This is a genomic window from Epilithonimonas xixisoli, assembly GCF_004365655.1.
GTDB classification, from domain to species: Bacteria; Bacteroidota; Bacteroidia; order Flavobacteriales; family Weeksellaceae; genus Epilithonimonas; species Epilithonimonas xixisoli.
Genome location: NZ_SOEO01000003.1, coordinates 1 through 23,367 on the forward strand (window position 1 = coordinate 1; position 23,367 = coordinate 23,367).

General features: G+C 36.9%; 19 protein-coding genes and 1 other RNA gene. 15 read left to right on the forward strand and 5 right to left on the reverse strand.

The window, feature by feature from the left end; all coding sequences use genetic code 11:
- Positions 1-236 precede the first annotated feature (236 nt).
- The 9 genes from B0I22_RS11995 (at position 237) to B0I22_RS12035 (ending at position 14,963) form a co-directional block, all read left to right on the forward strand.
- On the forward strand, positions 237-1,730 hold the full coding sequence (locus tag B0I22_RS11995) for a tetratricopeptide repeat protein (protein ID WP_133945202.1): 1,494 nt from the start codon (positions 237-239) through the stop codon (positions 1,728-1,730).
- A 539-nt stretch (positions 1,731-2,269) separates the two neighbouring features.
- Entirely contained in the window at positions 2,270-4,093 is a 1,824-nt protein-coding gene (locus B0I22_RS12000; RefSeq protein WP_133945204.1) for a T9SS type A sorting domain-containing protein, read from the forward strand.
- Positions 4,094-4,206: 113 nt separating this feature from the next.
- A complete protein-coding gene (locus tag B0I22_RS12005; RefSeq protein WP_133945206.1) occupies positions 4,207-5,754 on the forward strand; it encodes a T9SS type A sorting domain-containing protein in 1,548 nt (515 codons plus the stop codon).
- A 195-nt stretch (positions 5,755-5,949) separates the two neighbouring features.
- Complete coding sequence (locus tag B0I22_RS12010) at positions 5,950-6,687, forward strand: DNA-binding domain-containing protein (protein ID WP_133945208.1); 738 nt, start codon at positions 5,950-5,952, stop codon at positions 6,685-6,687.
- A 2,060-nt stretch (positions 6,688-8,747) separates the two neighbouring features.
- Positions 8,748-12,560, forward strand: a complete 3,813-nt coding sequence (locus B0I22_RS12015) for a thrombospondin type 3 repeat-containing protein (RefSeq protein WP_166668232.1) — start codon at positions 8,748-8,750, stop codon at positions 12,558-12,560.
- Positions 12,561-12,603: 43 nt separating this feature from the next.
- Entirely contained in the window at positions 12,604-13,179 is a 576-nt protein-coding gene (locus tag B0I22_RS12020) for a hypothetical protein (RefSeq protein WP_133945212.1), read from the forward strand.
- A 722-nt stretch (positions 13,180-13,901) separates the two neighbouring features.
- Complete coding sequence (locus B0I22_RS12025) at positions 13,902-14,324, forward strand: transposase (protein ID WP_133945214.1); 423 nt, start codon at positions 13,902-13,904, stop codon at positions 14,322-14,324.
- The gene (locus tag B0I22_RS12030) at positions 14,300-14,653 is read left to right on the forward strand and encodes a hypothetical protein (protein WP_133945216.1); all 354 of its coding nucleotides are present in this window, start codon (positions 14,300-14,302) and stop codon (positions 14,651-14,653) included. The genes B0I22_RS12025 and B0I22_RS12030 overlap by 25 nt, the downstream gene beginning before the upstream one ends.
- Positions 14,601-14,963 (forward strand): helix-turn-helix domain-containing protein, encoded by a 363-nt coding sequence (locus B0I22_RS12035; protein WP_133945218.1) that lies wholly within the window; start codon positions 14,601-14,603, stop codon positions 14,961-14,963. The genes B0I22_RS12030 and B0I22_RS12035 overlap by 53 nt, the downstream gene beginning before the upstream one ends.
- Before the next feature lie 15 nt (positions 14,964-14,978).
- Here the strand turns inward: B0I22_RS12035 and rnpB are convergent.
- Positions 14,979-15,273: RNase P RNA component class A (rnpB, locus tag B0I22_RS12040), an RNA gene on the reverse strand.
- Positions 15,274-15,501: 228 nt separating this feature from the next.
- Between rnpB and B0I22_RS12045 the strand changes: the two genes are divergently transcribed.
- The 5 genes from B0I22_RS12045 (at position 15,502) to yajC (ending at position 18,542) form a co-directional block, all read left to right on the forward strand.
- Complete coding sequence (locus tag B0I22_RS12045; protein ID WP_133945220.1) at positions 15,502-15,996, forward strand: RNA polymerase sigma factor; 495 nt, start codon at positions 15,502-15,504, stop codon at positions 15,994-15,996.
- A complete protein-coding gene (locus tag B0I22_RS12050; protein ID WP_133945222.1) occupies positions 15,989-16,687 on the forward strand; it encodes a beta-carotene 15,15'-monooxygenase in 699 nt (232 codons plus the stop codon). The genes B0I22_RS12045 and B0I22_RS12050 overlap by 8 nt, the downstream gene beginning before the upstream one ends.
- Before the next feature lie 75 nt (positions 16,688-16,762).
- Positions 16,763-17,668 carry a transcription antitermination factor NusB gene (gene nusB, locus B0I22_RS12055; RefSeq protein WP_133945224.1) on the forward strand — a complete coding sequence of 302 codons (906 nt, stop codon included), beginning with the start codon at positions 16,763-16,765 and terminating at the stop codon, positions 17,666-17,668.
- Positions 17,669-17,689: 21 nt separating this feature from the next.
- Positions 17,690-18,199: a DUF1573 domain-containing protein gene (locus B0I22_RS12060; RefSeq protein ID WP_133945226.1), complete on the forward strand. Its 510-nt coding sequence runs from the start codon at positions 17,690-17,692 to the stop codon at positions 18,197-18,199.
- Positions 18,200-18,209: 10 nt separating this feature from the next.
- A complete protein-coding gene (gene yajC, locus B0I22_RS12065) occupies positions 18,210-18,542 on the forward strand; it encodes a preprotein translocase subunit YajC (RefSeq protein WP_133945228.1) in 333 nt (110 codons plus the stop codon).
- Positions 18,543-18,650: 108 nt separating this feature from the next.
- Here yajC and B0I22_RS12070 read toward each other — a convergent pair whose 3' ends face one another.
- From B0I22_RS12070 to aroC, 3 genes are all read right to left on the reverse strand, one after another.
- Positions 18,651-19,208 carry a TlpA family protein disulfide reductase gene (locus B0I22_RS12070; protein ID WP_342772857.1) on the reverse strand — a complete coding sequence of 186 codons (558 nt, stop codon included), beginning with the start codon at positions 19,206-19,208 and terminating at the stop codon, positions 18,651-18,653.
- A gap of 155 nt (positions 19,209-19,363) precedes the next feature.
- Complete coding sequence (locus B0I22_RS12075; RefSeq protein WP_133945230.1) at positions 19,364-19,930, reverse strand: thioredoxin family protein; 567 nt, start codon at positions 19,928-19,930, stop codon at positions 19,364-19,366.
- A complete protein-coding gene (gene aroC / locus B0I22_RS12080; RefSeq protein WP_133945231.1) occupies positions 19,930-20,991 on the reverse strand; it encodes a chorismate synthase in 1,062 nt (353 codons plus the stop codon). Before aroC ends, B0I22_RS12075 begins: the two co-directional genes overlap by 1 nt.
- 148 nt (positions 20,992-21,139) lie before the next feature.
- Here aroC and B0I22_RS12085 point away from each other — a divergent pair, with 148 nt between their 5' ends.
- Positions 21,140-21,868 (forward strand): SDR family NAD(P)-dependent oxidoreductase, encoded by a 729-nt coding sequence (locus B0I22_RS12085; RefSeq protein WP_133945233.1) that lies wholly within the window; start codon positions 21,140-21,142, stop codon positions 21,866-21,868.
- Positions 21,869-21,918: 50 nt separating this feature from the next.
- Here B0I22_RS12085 and B0I22_RS12090 read toward each other — a convergent pair whose 3' ends face one another.
- Positions 21,919-23,229 carry a T9SS-dependent choice-of-anchor J family protein gene (locus B0I22_RS12090; protein ID WP_133945235.1) on the reverse strand — a complete coding sequence of 437 codons (1,311 nt, stop codon included), beginning with the start codon at positions 23,227-23,229 and terminating at the stop codon, positions 21,919-21,921.
- Positions 23,230-23,367 lie beyond the last annotated feature (138 nt).

Below are 23,367 nucleotides of genomic sequence, written 5' to 3' on the forward strand. Positions count from 1 at the left end.
AAGCCCTCTAGCGCCGATGGTACTGCGAAAGCGGGAGAGTAGGTCGCCGCCAGTTTTTTTAAACGCTCATCATTCACTTGATGAGCGTTTTTTTTTTGGTATATACTCTCAACAAGGAAAGTCCTAGAAATAGCTAAAATTATCTTTGTTTTTTATTGGTATAAATTAAAATATTTTGAAGTTGAAATGGTTAAAATTGAGAATGTTTATGTAATTTAGTTTAAAATCACAATTCAATGAAAATCAACCTTCTTCTGATATTCATATTCATTTTATGTAGCAATATTTGCTGTTCACAAAATACAGCTAAACAACAAAAAACTATTGATAGCTTATGGACCGTGGCAACTGATAAGAATGCTTATTTATCCAAAGGATCAAAAGAAATGCTTCGTTTGTGTACTGAAGTGTATTATCAGTCTAAAAGTATAAATTATGAAAAGGGTGAATTGAGAGCGCTTGTAAAAATGGCTGAAATATATACAAATGAGCAAAATTATGAAGAAGGACTGAGCAAAATATCAGAAGGTCTAATTCTGGCTGAAAAAAGTAGTAATTACATAACTTGGTCGGATTTGCTGAGATTACAATGTGCGAACTATTTGGAATTGGGGTATTATGAGATGGCGAACCAAAGTATCCGTAAAGCGTTGGTCATTGCTGATAACATTGTAGAAAAGGATAGAAAACATTTTGCAAAGTCCACAGCTTTTAAAAAGATCGGTGATATTATTAAGATAGAGAATATTTCGAAAAATAAGTATGACTCTATTCAATTTTATTATTACAAAGCCTATGTTGAGTCTAAAAACATTAGTGCCAGTTTTCCGAGAAAAAATATGCATATTGCTAAGAATGCTAAAGCTCTGGCATCTGTACTTTTTAATCAAAATAAAATTCCTGAAGCTGAACAATACATCGCTTGGTATGAAGAGTTAACAAAAGATGTAGCAAAGAATCCAGACTATATTGCGCTTTATATTCTGAAAGGTAAAATAGAAAATAAAAAAGAGAATTACACTAAAGCAATAGAATATTTTAATAAATCTTTATTGCTAGGAAATGAGTATAAAATCCTACCTTCCGAACTTACGGAAAGTTATTCGGGGATTGCAGAATCTTATAAGGCTCTTAAGGATTATAAAAATCAGGCAATTCATCTCGATAAGGCTGAGAAAATAGAAGATAGCCTATCTATAATAGAAAAAAGGAGTATAGAAAACGTTATCAAACCAGCGAAAACGGAAATCAACGATAAAGAAAATTCAAATCTATTCATTATAATCCTTAGTCTGGCATTTCTGGCAATAGTAGCCATTTTCTTTTTCATCCAAAGAAAAAAAATAGTTGTTCCAGTTGAAGAAAGTATTCCGCAAATTTCTGAGGATATAGATGACAGGCTTGACCTACCAGAAAAACAACAAGAAAGCACCAATCCACAAGAATTAAGTCATATTATAGAACTTGCCCGAAATAATGACCCTTCTTTCAATCTGAAATTTTCTGAACTATTTCCTTCATTTAATCAAAACCTTTTGAAAATCTCTCCTCAACTGACACTTTCAGATTTGGAATATTGCGCTTTAATGAAACTCAATTTTGATACAAAGCAGATCGCAACTTTCAAAAAAACGTCCATAACCTCTGTGGAAAGTAGAAAATATAGAATAAGAAAGAAACTTAGTATTGGTAATTCTGAGAATATCTATACTTGGTTGATGAAAATTTAGAAATTTAAAACGCTTATAATCAAAGTAATAGTGAAGCCTGTCAGATTCTGACAGGTTTTGTCATAAATTGCCAGTTCATATATTCCATACTTTGTAGTAGGGTACAATAGTTTTGCCTCCATAAACAGAAATGAATTATGGAAAAAAACTGCTGCTCTATATTCTTTGTAGGTTGCAACATTTTAATTTTCTCGCAGGTTGGGATTAACACAATAATTCCTATCGCAACCCTAGATATTATAAGTGGAGAAAAAACAAATTCTACATTTATTGATGTTATAAATACAGATGCTTGTATTTCTAATTCCTCCTAGTCAACTACTTTCCATAGTTCCTTTATGTTTCGAAGACCTTTCTCTTACAAATGTTAAGATAACAGATATTGCAAGTCCGATTCTTTCAACATCTATGCAGACAATTACTGAGATGATATTTCTAGGTAATTCTTCTTATCAATTGAACCCAGCATATCCTCACTTATGCTTAAGCAATTCCCTTGAAATGAAAAATAATAATCTAATCACTAAAATAAATTTAATATGAAGAATCATTATCCTTTCTTAAAATCGACATTTTTATGCATTGGCATTTCATTATCTTCGACTATGGTCGCGCAAATGCAGTTCAGGCTATTCACAGATTTTGCAACTAATCTCACAGATGTGAACGATTCTGGAACAGCAATCACCTCTAGTAAATATTACAATTTACCCACTAATTCCTGGACTCCTATAGAGCAGGAAGCAATACAGATGGCATCCATAACCAATGATGGCAATGTGGCAGGAGCTATGTTTTATGACGAAGAAAATTACATTTTTCAGCCTGCATACAAAAAAGATGGCGTATGGAATCCTGTGGGCTGGTTGCCGGATTCAAATCCTTCTGATTCTTCATTTACCACTTATAAAATGTCAAACAACGGAAAATATGTAGTGGGTCAAATGTCAAAAGGCTGCTGTACATTCGGGAGTTTTTATTACGATACAGTAACACACGAGATGAAGGAAATATTTGATGATGCTTATGTAGCAATCACTGCGTATTCTGTAAATAATGAGGGTATTATTGCGGGGTGGGCGGATGATCAAAAGTTTGGAAGTACAAGAAGAATTCCTGTATATATTACGCCAGACAAGCAGATTCATTTCATTATTAATCCAAATGATGTTGGAACAATTTCAGCAGCGTCAGGTGCTCACGACATAAGCGATTCTGGAATTATTGTAGGTAATTACCAGCTTAACGCTTTTGTTTATAATATGAGTACTGGAACATACAAGGAATTAGAGCCACTTCCCGGATATAAGAATGCAGATTTAGTAAGTGTTTCAGAAAATGGACTAGCGGTAGGATATGTGCAGTATTTAGACGATTGGGGAAGTCCAGTACGTGATGCAGTGGTTTATCATCCATCATTGGGAGACAAACTAATTTTGGTAAAGGATATATTGGCAGAAAAAGAAATTAACATAGATACTGCTGATGGGCTGCTGGGAACAGCATATGCGGTTTCACCAAACGGAAAATACTTGGGAGGCTGGGTTGGTTCTCCAATATTCGGAAACGGATGGATGGCTTACTTGGATGATTATATTAAAACCGAAACCAGCTGCTCACAAGGAGATGCAAGCATCGTATTAGAAGATGGAAATGACATTACAGGTACGCTCCAAGTTGCTGATGATTTTGTAGTAGCAGCGGGTAAAAAAATGACTATTAACCAAGTGAAAATCAAAACGGTCCACCTTGGTGGTAACCTAAATACGATAGCATTCAATTTTTATAAAGATAATGCCGGACTTCCCGGAGCAGTTGAAAGCACGGTAAGTGCAATGACTCCTACATCAATGACACAAGTCGAAACTTATTATGGATATCCTGTGTATGAAGTGGTAGCAAATCTACCATCTCCTGTTGTTTTAACCGAAGGAACTTATTGGTTACAGCCAGTTGGCACAGGTTCCAAAGTATATTTTGGAACAGTTTCTACCAATACAGGTGGTTCCAAAACTGCCCTCAAGAATGGTTCAAGTGCTTGGAATTATAGTTCTTTACCTGCTGCGTATTCTCTGTTTGAGGTTTCAGGAACTTGTGAAGATGCCCCGACGATGGGTATTACAGACATTAAATCTTCCAATTTTTCATACTATCCTAATCCGATAAATGATGTATTGAATATTACTTCTGACAAAAAAGTCAAAAATGTATCTGTTTACAACACTTCGGGACAATTAGTTTTAGTAACAGATAAAATAACAAACGGGCAGATGAGTGTGTCTTCATTGGTTTCAGGAGTGTACATCTTCTCTGCCACTTTGGAAGACGGGCAGATTGAGACATTCCGAATCATCAAAAAATAAAAACCTTGAATATTTCAAATCCTTTCTTCAATATTTCAACTAAGAAAGGCTTTGAAGATTCAATTTACTTTATCAATAGAATATGACTTTTCAGCAGTCTAAAATTATTAATTATGATAAAAAAAATATTAGTTCTTTCTGGTTTTGTGTTAGCTATTAACAGCTATCAAGCCCAAACTGCACCAGTTATCGAATGGCAAAAGTCTTTTGGCGGCAGTAAGGAAGATTTTGCCTACGACATAAAACAGACTGCAGACGGAGGTTACATTGTTGCAGGAGATACTAACTCAACAAATGGGGATGTAGTTGGCAACCACGGCTCCAATGATGGCTGGGTTGTAAAATTAAATACATCAGGAATTGTGGAATGGCAAAAAACTCTAGGAGGAAGTAGCTATGATACTATCAGTTCTATTTTGCAAGATACAGATGGAAATTATGTTGCGAGTGGTTATTCATATTCTCCAGCTGGTGGTAGAGATTATTGGGTTGTAAAATTAAACCAATCTGGGAATATCATTTGGGAAAAGCTTTTTGGAGGGAGTAGTGTAGATACCGCAAATTCAATTTGTCAATCCACAGATGGAGGTTACATCATTGGAGGATATACCAATTCTAACGATGGGTTTGTGGCAGGTAATCACGGAGGTACGGATTTCTGGATTGTAAAATTAGATACCTCAGGTAATCTTGTTTGGCAAAAGACCTTAGGTGGTAGTGATACTGATGTTGCTTTTTCCATCAGCGCAACTACGGATGGCGGTTGCGTCGCAGCAGGACGTTCTATGTCAAATGATGGTGATGTAACTGGTAACCACGGCTCTTATCAAGGCGGTGATCGCAGTGATTACTGGGTTGTAAAGCTAGATCCCTTGGGCAATCTCCAATGGCAAAAATCACTAGGCGGTACAGGTCAGGATATAGCGACTTCTGTTAAACAAATTGCTGAAGGTGGATACATTGTTGTTGGGTACACTTGGTCTGGTAATGATGGAGATGTAACTCAGAATAAAGGTAATACAGATTATTGGGTGGTAAAACTAAACCCAAGTGGTAATATCGAATGGCAAAAATCATTGGGAGGAACCCTGGAAGACCACGCCTATTCTGTTTGGCAAACTACAGATGGTGGTTATGTTGTAGCTGGAGAAACATACTCTCCCAATACAGGCGATGTAACTGATAATCATGGCAGTTTTGATGCGTGGCTTGTAAAACTTAATCCAACAGGAAATATTCTTTGGAAAAAATCTTATGGTGGGATAGATGCCGATATGCCAAACGCTGTTCAACAAACTGCAGACGGAGGTTTCGTTTTTGCGGCTATTAGTGATTCCAAAGATGGAGATGCTACAGGCTCGGGTAATCACGGGAGCTATGACTATTGGGTAGTAAAGTTGGCTCCAGAGGAAGTATTGGCAGTAGAGGATACAGACAGTAGAAATATTAGTTTCTATCCAAATCCTGTTATCAATACACTGAATTTACAAAGCAAAGAAAAGATACAGGATGTAACCATATATAATATAGATGGGAAACTTCTTAATTCTGTAAACATAAACTCCACCAATGCAAAAATAGATATGTCTGCCTACACACCAGGTACTTACATCATCCAGACCAATGGAGGCAAAAGGCAGACTAAAATTATAAAGAAATAGTAATAGGCAGAAACATAAATGATAAAAAACACTTATGAATTTTAACAATTTTTAATATTCCTAGTATTTTTTTTATTCTCAGATAAATTATCTTTTTAATTTATCTGTGCTCCAGTAGCATATTTTTTCAATAAGTGTTTTTGTTACATCTACTGGAGCCTTTCTTAATTAATAATGTACTAAACATATACACAAATGGCAAACATCCTACACAAAATCAAAGCTTATCTTTATGAGAATCTTTTAACAAAAGATAATCCTAATGATTACATAGCACGCACCGTAAGTGAACGTTCCTTATCAGTAAAACAAATCTGTGAAGCAGCGGTAAACCGTGGCGGTGCAGATGTATCATCTGCTGCTATGGAGCACGCTACGGAGCTATTTCTGAAAGAGATGGCATACCAGCTCTGTGACGGTTATTCTATCAATACGGGATATTTTACCGCATCTACCCAAATACGTGGCGTGTTTGACAGTCCTACGGAAACCTTCAGTTCCAATAAGCACAATATCCTTTTTCAATTTAATCAAGGAGAAAAGCTTAGGTCCGAGATTCCTAACATAGAGATTAGTATTCTGGGAGTAGCAGATGCTTCAGCTGTGATTTTGCAAGTAAAAGATGTGAAAAGCGGAACCATCAATGACGTGCTGACACCTAAGCGCAATCTGAGAATCTCCGGAAACAAGATAAAAATTGCAGGAGATAATCCTGCTAATGGTATTTTCTTTATTGATACCACTACACAAACGCGAAGACAGGTAGAAGCTAGCGATGTTGTTATCAATAATCCATCGGAACTCATCGTTATCATTCCTCAACTCTCTCCATCTACATACACATTGGAAGTAGTAACACAATACTCTGGTGGAACCACTACACTAAAAGAACCAAGAACTGCAGTGTTTGATAAACCATTGACGGTTATTTGATAGCATAGAATAATGGAGCATATACACTCGTCCCAATGATAGTATCAAGCTCGCTCGAGTGATGGGCACACATCCGCACGAGTGTAATGCCACCACGTTAAAATAAAACACACAAAACAATAATAAAAACAAACAAATTGCAGTGTCAGCAGAAGATAAGATGCATCAAGAAAAGTACGAATTGGGATCAAAAGCGGACTTCTGCATATTGGCCATACAAACTTTCTTGATTGTAGTCAATGTTTTCCAGTTTTTGGCTTTACAGCAATAGAATAAGATATGTTTACTCTAAGTCTTTTTAATTTCCATCATAGGTAGTTTCTGTCTTTTTTTATTGATTGAATCTATTGTAAAAACTTAAAAACACAAAAAAAATGATTATGATGAAAAAAAAATCACTCTTTATAGCTTTATTGCTAACAATATTTAGTATATATATTCATGCACAATGTACGAATACAGGTGTTCGCCCGGGTGATTCTTATACAGCTGTCGGTTGGAAACCTGTCTGTAATGGAGGGACAGACGGTTTTATTAGAATTGGCGCGATAACCAGTAATGCAGGTAATAATGTAAATAGATATTATTCTGCCAGGATATTAACAGCAATTGGAGGAACGATGGTTTCCACACACCCGATACCGGGCAATGCCACATCCTTTGACATAACTGGACTTCCGGCAGGAAATTATGTTGTCGATATAATTGACCAGTGTGGGAATACAAGTGCCGACAAAGCTGTTACTATACCTGTTACTCCAGTTAAAACCATTAATTGGACGGGTAGCTATTTATTAGTTGATAAAAAAACAGTAACAACTTGTGGAGATACTTATACCTACAGATTTTCTTATGATGATTTAATTGGTAACGGTGAAACTTTTACATTTACTATTACTAACAATTTGGGAGCTACAATATTATTACCAATAAATTCCACAAGAATTCCAGGAATTGGATATGGTACTAATTGGGCGAGTGTAGATATTCCACATTCCTTTTTTAATGGTGCTGATATTACCGTAAGTTTATCTGGTAATCTATGTTCAACACCAGTCGTAAATAAAATAATTTCTCCACCAACAGGTCCATTTAAAATGAAACCTGGTGGCGGTGGAGTCGGGATCCAGAATGTGAATTCGGCAACAAACCAGTGTGTTTATGGGTATAATCTTTTTAGAAAAAGACAATTAGGAACTAATCTTATAACAGCAACAATTGTAGAAACGGTAGGTGGTTTGCCAGCCTACAATATTGAAGGAAACCTTATTCCTACTTTTAACGGCAATGTAACTTATGAGAATATAGGAAGTACAGAAACTTTAATTTTTAGTAAATTAAAATATAATACTTCTTATACTATAACCTATACCGATGCTTGTGGTTTAGTAGATACAGAAGTTATAAATTATGCTCAGCCGCCATTTGCTACTGTGCAACCAGCTTCTTGTTTAAAGTTTGGAAGTGGCGGAAATCTAAGTACTTTTTTAGATAATGCAGGTACTTTAAGAGTGAATGTTTCCGATGCAGATATATTGGTTCCACCGCTTACCTTTACTATAAACAGCGGTCCAGCTACTTGGACAAGTGCCTTAGGACTTAATCCGGTTACTACAAATATTGTTTATCCTATAACAGCAGTTACAAATACAGTTAATACATTCGATACATATCAATTGCCAGCATTTAATGACCCTTTTAAACAAGGATTGTTGCCTCCTGGAACTTATAATGTTACCTATACCGACGCTTGCGGACATACCAGTACTACAAATGCAACAATTACTGCAGCATGCTCGCCGCAAATGAGTATGATAAAGACTTTAGATTATTGCTCTCAAAATAATGGTACTGTTAATTTAAATTATTATATATCACCTTTAGGTGCTTATGATGATGTTAGGATAGTTTTGTTTAATTCTTCAAACGCAATTATTGCATCGGATTTACAAATCAATTCAAGTGGTGTTAATTTTAATGGTTTAGCGCCTGGCACTTACAAAGTACGTTTTGGTGGAGTTAAATATGATAACCATAATGAAATCGTTGATTATATTGGGATGCCAAATATGCCTCGTTTGCCTGGTGGTTTTATTTATGAAGAAACCATAGTTATTTCTCCATTAGCACCTTTAAGTTTTTCTTCTATTGCAACCTGTAATGGAACAACCACTGGTGTTGCTATTGGAGGAACAGCCCCATATACTTATACCTTGTATGATGCATCTGGTACTACAGTTGTACAACCAACACAGCCAACAGGCTCATTCAGTGGATTAACAGTTGGAGCGACATACCAAATGCGAGCAACAGATACTTGTGGTCGCACTTTTAATCAATCATTTGTTGTAGCAGCTAGTGTATTGGCTCCAACTATAGGAATTGTGGTGCAACAATCATGTACTGCTCCAGTGAGTAGTGTACAATTATCTGACCTGCCAGATGGTGACTGGATTATCACAGACAGCCTTGGTGGAGTGACTTTTAACGGCACAGGCTCAACTACTACATTGAACAATTTGCCAGCCGGAGTACATACTTTTACAGTCACTTCGGGAACTTGTACATCAAGTGCATCAGCTTCAGTTACTATGTCTCCAGCTACAATATCGGGTATGGACTCTGATAATGATGGAGTGGATAATGCTTGTGACTTAGATGATGACAATGATGGGATTTTGGACATCGATGAGCAAACGTGTTTATCTTCTATTTCTATAGGAGTGAACCCCAATCCAGTTGCCAGTGAATCTTATGGTGAAACTATAGCCACTTATACAGAAGTATCAGGATCTGTTAGGCCGATTACTTTTGGAGGCTACAACGGATTTGAACCCTCTTATCCTTCAAAAGTGCGAATCGATTACTCAAAAAACTTCATAAATTATGCTTTTAGAGTAGCCGATATGGATAATCTGGAAAAAGTGAGACTGTATGTGTATGACAAAACGGGAGCTTTGATAACCAACCTATTACCTTATGTAACTTATAAAGGTTCAGGTATAAATGCCACCACTGGTACAGGATACAGCTTAACTATTGAAGCTACAAGTGATGCGGGTGGTGTAAGTAATTCATTTGATCCTGCGAATTACATTGATTTCAAGATACCAATTGAAATCTCCAGAATAGATTTTGAATATTTTGATAGGTCTGCAGTTAGTGGTGCAAGTATGACACCAGAATATTATTTCTTAAGCGGATGTGTTGCTAAAGATACAGATGGAGACGGTATCCCGGATTATCTCGATTTGGATTCTGACAACGATGGTTGTTTAGACGCTATCGAAGGCGGTGCAAATATCACTGCTTCTCAACTTACCACTGCTACAGGAACCGTAATTGTAGGTACTGGCTCTACAGCATCCAACCAAAACCTTGGCAATACTGTAGGCAATACAGCTACAACGATGGGAGTCCCAACAATTGTAGGTACAGGACAAAGCGTAGGACAATCTCAGTCTTTTGCTAAAAATGATTGTTTGGATAGTGATGGCGATGGCATCCCGGACTGGGATGATGTGGATGATGATAATGATGGTATTTTGGATACGGCAGAATGTAGCAATACAATTACCGATTTGGCAAATGCCTACTCAGGAGGCGCATTGAAAAATATTGCACCTTCAGATTTTGGCTTAGCTTTAAATGTAAAACATCAGAACGTCACCAAAGATTTAAGTTCAAAATTTGGATATCCAGCCAATTCGGGTGCCGTAATCATTTCAATCAAAAACGCTTCTGTACATCCAACAGCAGATGCCTGGTGGACAAAGAATGGCGAGCAACCTTCTGTTTGGAATGTTACGGGGACTATGAGTGCATTTGTTCTGATGGCCCAAAATACAGAGTATTATGGTAATGACAGCAAGACAATCCATATTTATGACAGCACACCGGTAATCCCTATCACATTACCTGGATTGGAAAACCAAACACCTGTTGCAGGTCAATGGAGCATTGTGGATACACCAACACAAAAAACACTGAATGACCTTAATACCGATACCTCTTACCAAGAGTATGGAAACTGGAGATATGCCAATATGAATTTTGGAGCTAAATCTTTTGGATTCTCTACCACTACAGCATTTGCTGAACCTACCTATGCCGTAATGATGTATTTGGAGTGTGATGCGGATATGGATGGCGTACCAAATCGTTTAGACTTAGATTCCGACGCAGACGGCTGTTCCGATGCTATGGAAGGTGGTGCAAGTATTACAGAATCTCAACTGGTAACAGCTGGCGGAACTGTAAATGGAGGAAGTACAGCTGTAAATCAGAACTTGTGTGCAAGCTCAACCTGTGTAAGTACCAGCGGAAGCAACATAGGTTTGCCACAGCTCTCTCCATTATCTTCAGGATATAGTAACAATACAGGGCAAACTGTTGGCGATTCTCAAAATGCATTGGTAAATAGTTGTCCAAGCCCTTGTGCGATTACAGCAACCAATCCAGATTCAGATGGAGATGGTATTAGTGATGCTTGCGACCTGGATAGTGACAATGATGGAATTCTGGATACCAACGAAGGGCGATGCTCCATTCCTACAAAAACCACAACTTGGACTACATCAGCCGGTGGTTCTGCATCTGTCACAGTAACCTCTACGGCTACTGTACCAGGTATTAAGTTTACTTCTGCTCCGCAAGTATTAGGAGCAGCAAATAATACAAGTGCCATAAGTTTTGCAAATCATACGTTTAACCCTACTAACTTTTGGTACACTCCGGGGATCGCTGGTAGTCCATCCTTACAGTTTGACCAGTTTTGGGATATTAACCAAGAAGATGCTGACACTGCTGCTAGTTATGATGCAGGAAAAAGAACAATTACCATCGTTTTTCCATCACCTATTAACAAGTTATTGTTTAATATAGACCGCCTAGGAGGAAATGGTACCATAAATCCAGGTGTTAGTACACGCTACACTAACTCAACAGAGTTTACTATGATATCACTGAATTTTATGATGACAAAGTTGGCTGGTAATCCGCAATTTATTGTTACAGCAGATAAATTCTACAGAGAACCTTATGTAGATATAGGAATTGTAAGCCCGGGTGGTGAAGCAACTCCAGCATCAGGATTGCCAGCAAGTTATGGTACTGCCGCGGGAACAGTAGAAATCAAAAAAACAGATGGCTCCTCTTTTACAACTGTAGTTTTCTCTACAACGGGTATTGGTGCAGAAGGATTAGGAGATGATGCGATGGAAGTTATATTAGAAGGCTGTACAGACAGAGATACGGATTTGGACGGCACCCCAGATTACCTAGACTTAGATTCTGATAATGACGGCTGCTCAGATGCCTTAGAAGGAGGTGCAAGCATAACGGAATATCAGCTTGTAACCGCTGGCGGAACTGTAACCGGAGGAACCAGCACAGTAAACCAAAACTTATGCGCAAGCTCAGCTTGTGTTAGTGCAAGCGGAAGCAACATAGGATTGCCACAAATTTTACCATTGCCTACAGGCTACAGCAACACCACAGGACAAACAGTTGGTAATTCTATAAATGCGTTAGTGAATGATTGTCTTTGTTATGAATCTCCCGAAGATGTGAGTGCAATAGTTCCAGTAAATCACGGCATCTCTGCACTAGGAAGAGCGGGCGCAGAAAATGGTAACTGGCCAATGCTTAGAAATTCTGCATACACAGCACTAGAGGCTAAGACCAAAGGTTTTGTGGTAACCAGAACTACCAGCCCGGAAACTACAATTGCAATTCCTGTAGTCGGGATGATGGTTTTTGATACAGATGAAGACGCTGGCAAAGGTTGTTTGAAAATCTACACCGGTTCTGGCGTGGGAGAAGGATGGAAATGTTTCACAACACAAGGCTGTCCGCCACCTCCAGGTAAGTAGATTTCCAGATAGACCAATCATTAATTTAAAATTTATAAAAAAGATGAACAAGATATTTTCAATGGTACTAATAAGTGTCTCCATCACAACCTTTTCTCAGGTAAGAATAGGAAAGTCAGATGCAACTTCTCTTAGCAGTACTTCTGTTTTGGTGGAGTTTGGAGATACAAAAGATAAAGGAATTGTATTGCCCTATATAGAAACCTTACCTGCCGAAGGTACTGCAACAGCCACAGGTGGTGCTATCATTTTTGATGTTTCTGCTAACGCCGAATATAAGATAAAAGTCAAAAACCAAAATGTTGGCTGGCGAGACCTCAGCATTCAATCCGGGTTTTCCTCCGCTGTAGAAAGCGTGGTAAAACCAGCACAGACAGCGCCATTGGCGGATAACACCAATGCAAAAGCAATCATAGGAGCAGCGACTTCTACTGCAGATGGTATCTTGGTCTTGGAGTCTGCAGACAAAGCAATGGTTCTCCCCATTGTAGATGATTATAAAGCAATTAAAAATCCTTCTCCTGGTATGCTGGCATTCTTGAGAGGACTTACAGCGGATGAGCATCGCTTGATAGTTTTCAACGGACAGAAATGGACATTTTGGAGACCAAAGAAATAATGCTGAAAAAGTCAATCCGTAACAACGCCAGAAAATTAAAATCTGATAAACTTCAATCATTTAAAAAAAACTAATAACCTCAATATTACTTACAATTAAAGTTTTTTCTTTAGTTAAAAGTTGTTTTTTACTCCGGGAGTTCTTTTTTCTCCCAAGTTATCTGTAATGTTCTTCCGGAGTTTTTTTGAAATAAAACTAATATCCTAAAAATAGTTAGTCTTTAGATATTCCCATATGTTCTGACTATTTTATCTTCGGTTGGGATGTTTTTTTTGGAGATTAAACCATCCTGCCGGAGTTTTTAAAATAAACAATAGTAAAATTACTAATCTAAAAAAATAACCACTCATAAATAGTTTGAAGGCTAGATTTTAAAAAGGTCACAAAACTATTTTGCTCCGATTGGGATGCTTAGTTTCATTTGTGTAATCCCATCGGAGATTTTTTAATAATATACTAACCTAACAATAGCCGTTTTTCATTTTATGAAATTGTTAATACTTAAAATCTTCAGCTATCTTACTCCAGATAGGAAGTTTTGCGAGTACTATCATCCTGCTATAGATTGAACAAAAAACACATATATAAAAGACTTAGATGTAGAGTTTCTAAGTTTTCTCTCTCTGCATGGGGTGCTGTTTTTCGTGTCAGCCTCTCACCGGAGATTTTAGTTCAAAAATGTTAAGATTGAGCCTTGATATTCATAGATAATATATACAAAGATGAGTTTTAAAAACATCCATATTGGTAAACTACTGGAGAAGAGGGTTGAAGAATGCGATATAGAAATCGACAGAATTTGTAACTTTTTGAATTGCTCCGAAGAAGAGGTTCAAAAGATGTATGAATGCAAAAGCCTTGACACAGAGCTACTCCTAAGATGGAGCAAACTTCTTGAGTATGACTTTTTCAGACTCTATACACAACATTTGATTTTGTTCGCACCACAATCTGCTTCTCAAAAGATAAAAAACCTTGAAAAGTCTCCACTACCCCAATTTAGAAAAAACATCTACACGAAGGAAGTTATAGATTTTATTCTGGAAGAGATCACGACAGGGAACAAAACAAAATTACAGATTGTAGAAGAATATAAAATTCCAAAAACCACCCTCTATAAATGGATAAGCAAATACAAAAATTAGCATTGCTGGTAAAAATGTATCTCAATGAGTCTAAAGAGCAATTGCTTGAAGATTTAGGCTCACCCAACAAGTATTCTAACAAACATATATGGTTTTACACCAATTATAGATTTTTGATATTTCAAGATGAAATTGCATTTATTTTTGAGAGAGATAGGGTTGTAGATATTGTTATAACAGAGTATGTTCTTTGGAGGAAAGTGAGTAATATATTTTTCTACGAAGGGCAAATTCCGGAGTATAAAGTGAACCGATTATCCAAAAAAATTAGAAAATATGGGAACTCTACAACCAGATTACAAACGAATCTATACAGATATTCTGAATAAAAAATATCCTGAAAAGAAAATGAGATGCGAGTCTATATTAATGAAAGAGAAAATCTCAGTCTTGGACGTTATACAATTGAATAAAGAAATATTTGGAGTACCCGATGCGGAAACAGCACGTTTCAACCAGAAACACCGCTCTTACAATCCGTCTGATATCATTGAAATTCTAGAGTATCAGAAGAAAAACAAATTGAATAATATACAGCTGGCATTGCGTTTTAAACTAAGCAGAAATACTGTAGCAAAATGGAAGAAAATGAACATTGTTAAGTCCGGTAAAGGAGAATGTACAGAAAAGAAACATTAGCATTGTAATCTTGAGAAAAAGAGAAGCGCTGTAAGCCGGATTCTGTCGAGACTTGTTATTTATCTGCGTTTTACATTGCTGCAAAACTTTTGCTGCTTACCCCTCATCAATGCCCGAGCCGAACTTAACTGATGATATACTTAGCATTGCACCGCATAGAGTTTACCTGGTTTCACTACAGCCGAACTGTACTTGCTTTCTGTTGCACTTGTCCTACTCTCGCAAGTGACGGATGTTATCCGCTATGCTGCCCTATGGTGTCCGGACTTTCCTACCCAAAATAATCTGGATCAACAAGTCACGCTTCTCTGAGCTGCAAAAGTACAAATTATTGTTTGAGTTTCTAATGGAATGCAAATGTTCTTTCTTGCGAAGCGCATCCCGGATGGAACGGCATGTTTGAGCTCATCCTGAAAATAGCTTGGAATGAGCGTTTGGCTTTTCAGGATAGCGAGTAGTGAGAGCCGGATAAGATGCCCAAATAATTGACGAGATAATTTTAAATTAATTTCGTAAAATCCTTATCTTCGTTTCCGGAATGGAGAACAAACAGAAAGCTTTTTCTAAATTAATAAAGGATAACCAAGGACTTATCATCAAAGTCTCACGCCTTTATACCCATTCTTTGGAGGATCAAGAAGATCTTTTTCAGGAGATTGTGTTACAACTTTGGAAATCTTACGACTCATTCCAAGGTAATTCTAAAATTTCAACGTGGATGTATCGTGTGGCACTTAACACAGCAATTACATTATTCCGAAAGAAAACGAGGCAACCACAGACCGACGAACTTCAGGATTTCCACAGCAAAGATTATCTTGAAGATAATGATGAAAAACAGCAGCAAATCTCTTTACTTTACAAGGTCATCAAACTTCTACCAGATGTGGAAAGAGCGATCGTAATGATGTATCTGGACGATGAGCCTTATAAAGAAATTGCTGAAACGCTGGGTATCACAGAGGTGAATGCCCGTGTGAAAATGAACAGACTAAAGAAAGTATTAAAAGAATTAATGATAAAGCATGCCTAACTCAGACGATTTTGATATCGATTCGCTAAAGAAAACGTGGCAGGAGCAAGAGATTGCGGAAGACTACAATCAAAGCGAAATCGAATCTATGCTTAATAGAAAGTCCAGAAACTATGTGAAATATATTCTGTGGATCAGTGTGGCCGAATTTATCATTTTTGGGCTTGTGAATTTTTTGGCTTTGTTTTCGAAAGATTTCCATACAGATTTTACGAGTATTCTGAATAGACTTCAAATCAGGGATCAAAACGAAATCGAGTTTTCGCTGGATCGGATCTACTATTGGATGAAGATTTTAAGTTTGATCATAACGGGTATTTTTGTAGTGATTTTCTACAGAAATTATAATAGAATCAAAGTAGAATCTAATCTTAAAAAATTTATACAGCATATTTTTACTTTTAAGAAAACGGTTAATCTTTTCATTTTCAGCAATATATTTTTGTTGGTTCTTTTCATTGGAAGTTTTATAAGCTTTATTGTCTTTACGGTGAAGAGCCAAAATGTCCATATAGATAATCCGACTTTCTGGGGATTGATTACCGGGGTAGTCTTCAGTTTGCTGATTTGCATTCTCCTAATTTTACTTTATTACAAATTGGCTTATGGGATTTTGCTAAACAGGCTTTCTGTGAATCTGAAACAGCTGGAGAAAATTGATTCCGAAAGAGAAGATTCTGAGCTTTTGTAGAACATTGTTAATCAATTAGATTAAGACTTTGCTACATTTTCCCTATCTTTGCACCCATAAAAAAAGTTCTTTGAAATGCTGGGAAGACGACAAATCCGTGAAAAAGTTGTAGAATCGCTCTATTCTTATTATCAAAACCCAATCAGGTTTGAAATGGTTGAGAAAAATTTGTTTTCTCAAATCAACAAAATTTATAATCTGTACATCTACACTATCAACTTTATGGTTGGTCTCAAATCTCTGACGGAAGATCAAATCGAAATTGGTAAAAATAAGTACATCAAAACGGATGAAAACGAAAATCCAAATCAAAAATTCGTAAGAAATCAAATTCTGATTCAGTTAGAAAACAACGAAGAAAGAAGAAGTTTCACAGACAAGAATAAATATCTGCTTTGGGATCGTAATGATGAGATTTTGGTAAAAACCTTTCAACGCATCAAAGCCGGAAAGCGCTATCAGGATTATATGCAGGATGAGGAAATCTCTTTTGTAGACGATCAGAAATTCATCGGAAAACTATTCCTAAGATATGTGGCAGAAAACACAGATTTGCACGATAGATTCGAGGAGAAAGAAATGTCTTGGGCAGATGATTTTCACATTGCCAATTCGATGATTCAGAAAACGATTGGTTTTATGAAGGAGGATGAAGCTTCTCACACTCTTATCAAAATGCTGAAGGATGACGAAGACGAGGATTTTGCAAGAAAACTTTTGAGATCTGCTCTTAATAATTGGGAACAATCTGAGAAAAAATTGCAGGAACGTCTTGTAAACTGGGAGCTAGACAGAATTTCTCTTATCGACAGAATAGTTCTGATTGCTGCCATCACAGAATTGGATAACTTCCCGCTGACAGCTTCCCGAATTATCATTAACGAATATATCGACATTTCAAAAGTGTATGGAACCGAGAAATCTCATATCTTCATCAATGGCGTTTTGGACAAATATACCAAAGATACGAACCGAGTATAATTTCAAATAAAATATATAAAAATGAAATCAATCAAAATATTAGCAGTTGCTGCACTTTGCACGCTTGCTTTTTCTTGTAACAAAAAAGAAGAGAACAAAGTTGACCAAACTCAAGGCTTAGATTATGCTCAAGCGAGTGCAATTTCAGATTCTCTTGCTACTCAGGAAGCCGTAAATCCGGACGATGCCGCTTTGGTAAAAGAAGCGCAAAGCAAACCTTTGACGACAATCGCTTTTAGCGAGACAGATCATTCTTTTGGAGACATCAAAAAAGGTGAAAAAGTTGAGCATATCTACGAAGTAACAAACACAGGAACCAATCCTTTGATTATTTCCAATGTAAAACCAGGTTGTGGATGTACAGTTCCAGATTACACAAAAGAGCCTATCTTGCCGGGAAAAAAAGGGAAAATCACTTTGCATTTCGATTCTACCAACTTTGACGGAACCGTGCACAAAGCGGCAGACGTTTTCGTAAACGTAGAAAAAGCACCAGTTAAATTGACTTTCTCAGCAAACGTACTTCCTTAAAACAAAATCTATGTTAACAATATTTTTACAAGCCGCTGCGCCACAACAATCGATGACTCCTACTTTGGTAATGATTGGATTGATGGTTGTTGGATTTTATTTTCTAATGATCCGTCCGCAGATGAAAAAACAAAAGCAGGAAAAGAACTTCCAAGAAGCTTTGAAACCAGGTGCAAAAGTGGTAACAACTTCTGGAATGCACGGGACTATATTTTCTATTACAGAAGATGGCGTAATCCTAGAAACACTTAGCGGAAAATTGAAATTCGAAAAAGCAGCAATTTCAAAAGACTTTACAGCAGCAAGATTCCCCGAAACTTTCGGAGAGGTTAAAAAGAAATAATTAAGTTTATCAAATAAAAAAAAGGCTCGAAATTATTGAATTCCGAGCCTTTTTTTTATTTATACTTTCAGAGCAAAAAGCCAATAGCCAATAGCCAATCGCCACCTGCTACTTCGTTACATTATCAATAAACTCCAAAATCGAATCCTTGCTCCAATCCATCGAGCTATCTTCTTTTTTCAGGATTCTCCCATCTTTCCCAATCAAATAAGTTGTAGGAAATGCCGAAGGCAAAATCTTCGGATCCAAAGGACTTTCCGCAATATAAACCGGAACCGTGTAATTGTTTTCTTTCAAGAATTTTTTCACATCTTCCTCCTTGTCCTGCATCGCAATCAGCGCAAATTCCACCTTGCCTTTTTTTAAATCGTAAAGCTTCTGGATTGTCGGCCACTCCGTTCTGCAAGGCGGACACCAAGTTCCCCAGAAATTGAGCAACAACACTTTCCCGCGCAGGTTTTTCAGATTCGTACTCGTCGTATTTATGCCTTTCAAATCGATGTTCAAAACATCGTCAGAAAGCATCGTTTCATTGTTGATTTTCTCCACAGTCGGGCTCATTGCCATCTGTTCCGAGACAAAATCCCGAAGCGGTTTTATCATAGCAAATGCGGATAAAACCACAATTAACACAACATATATCCAATTCTTTTTCAAAAATTCCATAACTAAATACTTTAAAAATTTGGGCGTATCCCTCGCCAATACCAAGGCCATCGCTCGGGTCGGGCTATCCACTACTATCTTCTCCTTGCCTGGCAAGGCAAGCAGAAGGATATCCGTTTCTATCCCTTACGCAGGATTATCCTTCAATAGAAGATTTACAACAAGTTTAGAAGTTCCTCTATGGTATCGAAACCTCTATTTTTAGCATAATAAGTCTGCAATTCAACATAAAATTGATCTTTCGTGAATTCCTCTGGATTTGCTTTATGCTTTTCCAAAAGTTCAGTTCCGTGTTGTGGTCTCGGTCCCCAATGCGCAATCTCGTTGAAGTTTTCATCAAGGAAAATTACAATCGGAATCGATTTTCCACCATTCACCAAATAACCATCAATCAAACTTGGTTCCTGATCACGATAAGAAATTCTGATTTCAAATTGTTCAAAAAACTTCACAACAACCGGAATCACTTGACTTGCATCACCACACCAAGATTCAGAAATAATCAATATTTTCCCATTGAAATTCTTATTAGCCAAAGTCGCCACCTGCTCAGAGTTTGGAAGATATTTTTCCGACATTCTGTTCATTCTTTGGATTCCTAATCGGTAATATTCAGCGTATTCTGCTTCTTGCGTGTCTTTTGGATTTCCTAATCTTTCTCCAGCATCACGGAGATATTCGGTGTAAGAAACAGCGTTGTCCCAAAATGATTTGATGTTCATTATAGTTTTCTGGTTTTATTAATTAAATACATATCTGCCAAAACAAACGAGGCAAGACTTTCCACAATCGGAACAGCTCTTGGAACCACACAAGGATCGTGTCTTCCTTTGCCTTCCACAGTCACAGATTCGCCATCTTTGTTGATGCTTTCCTGCGGACGAAGAATCGTAGCAACTGGTTTGAAAGCCGCACGGAAATAAATATCCATTCCATTCGAAATTCCACCTTGGATTCCGCCAGAAAGATTACTTTTTGTTGTTCCATCTTGATTGAATAGGTCGTTGTGTTCGCTTCCCGTCATTTTTGCACCACAAAATCCGCTTCCATATTCAAAACCTTTGCAGGCATTGATGTTTAGCATTGCTTTTCCCAATTCGGCGTGAAGTTTATTGAAAATCGGTTCGCCCAATCCAACCGGAACATTTTTGATGACACAAGTCACAGTTCCGCCAATCGTGTTGCCTTCTTTCTTGATTTCTTTGATTCTTTCAATCATTTTATCGGCAGTTTCTTCATCTGGACAACGAACGATATTGCTTTCAGTTTTAGAAAAATCCAAAGCTTGATAAGGTTTCTCACAGAATATTTCGCCAACCGAAGAAACGTAAGCATTGATTTCAATCTCGGGAAGAAGTTGTTTTGCTAATGCGCCAGCAACAACCCAATTCAAAGTTTCACGCGCAGAAGATTTTCCGCCACCACGATAATCTCGGATGCCGTATTTTTGGTCATAAGTATAATCGGCGTGACTTGGACGATAAGCCTGAGCGATGTGGTCGTAATCTTTGGAACGTTGGTTTTCATTTTCAACAATAAATCCGATGGGCGTTCCGGTAGATTTTCCATCAAAAATACCTGATAAAAATCGAACTTTGTCACCTTCTTTTCTTTGTGTGACAATAGCGGATTGTCCGGGCTTTCTACGCTCAAGTTCCAATTGAACTTTCTCAATATCGATTTCCAGACCGGCGGGAAAATTGGTGATAATTCCGCCGTATGCTTCCCCGTGACTTTCTCCGAACGAAGAAAGCGTTAAAAAGTTTCCTAAAACATTAAACATAAATAGAAGTTAGATGTGAGAAATTAGAGGTTAGATTTTAGACCAACTATATTTTCTAATTTCTCTGTTTTCTTTAATAACAACAAATTTACGGATTTTAAAATGTACTGATATGTAAAATCTGACTTCTAATCTCTATTTTTACCATATGAATTCCAATAAAACTGTTCTGATTCTTGGTGCCAATTCCGATGTGGCAAAACAATGTATTTTGCAATATTTAGCGAAAGGATTTTCCATCATCGCATCTTCAAGAAATCTTACTTCTTTGGAGAATTTCATTAATGAAAATCAATTAAATCAATCAAAAATTGAAATCAAATATTTTGATGCGACAGATTTTAATTCTCATCAAAAGTTTTATGATGAATTATCCATCAAACCAAATATTGTTGTTTATTCAGCCGGATTTTTAGTAGAAAATCAAGAGGCTTTAAAAAATTTCGAAGGCACTTTTGAAATGATAAAGACGAATTATGTTGGTGCAGTTTCTATTTTAAATATTATTGCAACTGATATTAGTAATAAAAATCTTGAAAGAATCATCGGGCTTTCTTCACTTTCCGGCGTTCGTGGTCGGAAAAGTAATTTCGTTTATGGAAGTACAAAATCTGCGTTTACTCAATATTTAGCGGGTCTTCGACAAGAACTTAATTCAAGGAAAATTACGGTTAATGTTTTGGTTAGCGGTTACATTAATACTAAAATCAATGCAGGTCTGGATTTAAACAAATCATTATTAATGGAACCTGATTATGTGGCAAAATATATTGTAAATGCGGGAAATTCTTTCACCATCGTTCCAAATTGGAAATGGAAAATCATCTATTGGATTTTGAAATTGTCACCAGAATTTCTTGTTGCGAAATTGCCATAAAAAAAAACGCCAGAAAATTCTGACGTTTTTTATTTTTATTGATGTGAAGTTTATTTCTTAATCAATTTCACAGTTTGTTTGTTTCCGTTTGCAGATTCGATAATGCCGATGTAGCTTCCAGAAGAAATCCCCGAAAGATTGATTGTCGTTTCTTTGCTGTTGACTTTTTTGTCGCGGATCAATTTTCCGTCTAAACTATAAACAGAAATTTTTGAAATTTCAGAATCATTCTTCAAGTTCAAAACATCTTTCACAGGATTTGGATAGATGCTAAGGTTTTCTTTTTTAGTTTGATTTACAGCTAACATTGCTTCGTCAACTCTAACATTATCAATGAAAACATACATCTGATTCGCATCAGAATAGGCATTAAAACCTAAATAATGAACGCCATCTTCTGTTGGTGTAAACTCGATGATTCCAGTTTCCCAAGCTGTATTCGTGATGTTGGATTGTCCATTATTATCCCAAATGATATTGGTAAGATTCGCCGCATTTTTATTTTTTCCGATCGCTACTTTCAGTTTTTCGATGCCATTGAAACCTCCAGTTCTATAATCAAATTTGATAGTTATTGGTAAATCTTTCGTCAACAGGATTCCTCTGGAAACATACCACGAATTTGCAGCATTGCTTGAGCTAAATCTGTAACGGGCATTTTTTGTGCCTTCAGAAGCGGCGTAAAAAGAATTAGTTTCTTCAACAGTCCATGTATTTCCGCTACCCAGATTTTCTGTTTTCCAGCCATCTTCCGCTTCAAAGCCGTATTGATAAGGCAAAGTGGCCGCAGGAGTTTCCGATGATTGTCCAGATAATTTTACATCATCCACAAACCAAGAATTCCCATTGTCATTGGTCATTACAAAAGCGATATAAACTTTTTGTCCTGCAAACGCGCTTAAGTCCACAATCTTTTTTTCATAGACATTGTAAACTGCTGTCAATTGTTCCTCTGTCCAAACTTGAGCGTCGGTAAAAGTGCTACGATCGGTTTGTGAAGTTGTAGAAACTTTGATGTAATATGTACTTTTATTCGAAGTTTGATTAGCATTTAATTTTCTGGTAAAAAATGAAAGTTCCGCCTGAGAAGCAGTTGCCAAATCGATTTGCGAAGTCACCATCCAGTCTTCTGCGAGACCGCCGGTTACATTTTGATATTGAACATAAGCCGCTTTTGTCCCGGAGTTTACGAATTGGGTTTCTAGTTTCCAGTTCTGGGAAGTGCCTAAACCATTTGTTCCGATAAAAGTTGTCCAGCCAGTTGGCGGAAAAGTTGCGCCTTCAAAGCCTTCTTCAAGTAGAGTTTGTGCATTGGATTGAGATAAAATTAATCCAAATGCAAGTAGTAAAATTTTCTTCATTATAATTTAAAATTGAGGACGCTAATTTACTTTTTTCTTTAATCTTAAAAATAAACGAATGTTAATTTTAAGAATCAAAAAAAGCGAAGAAAAATTTCCGTGCTTTTGATTTTTTTGAATTCCTTAAAACCTCTTTTC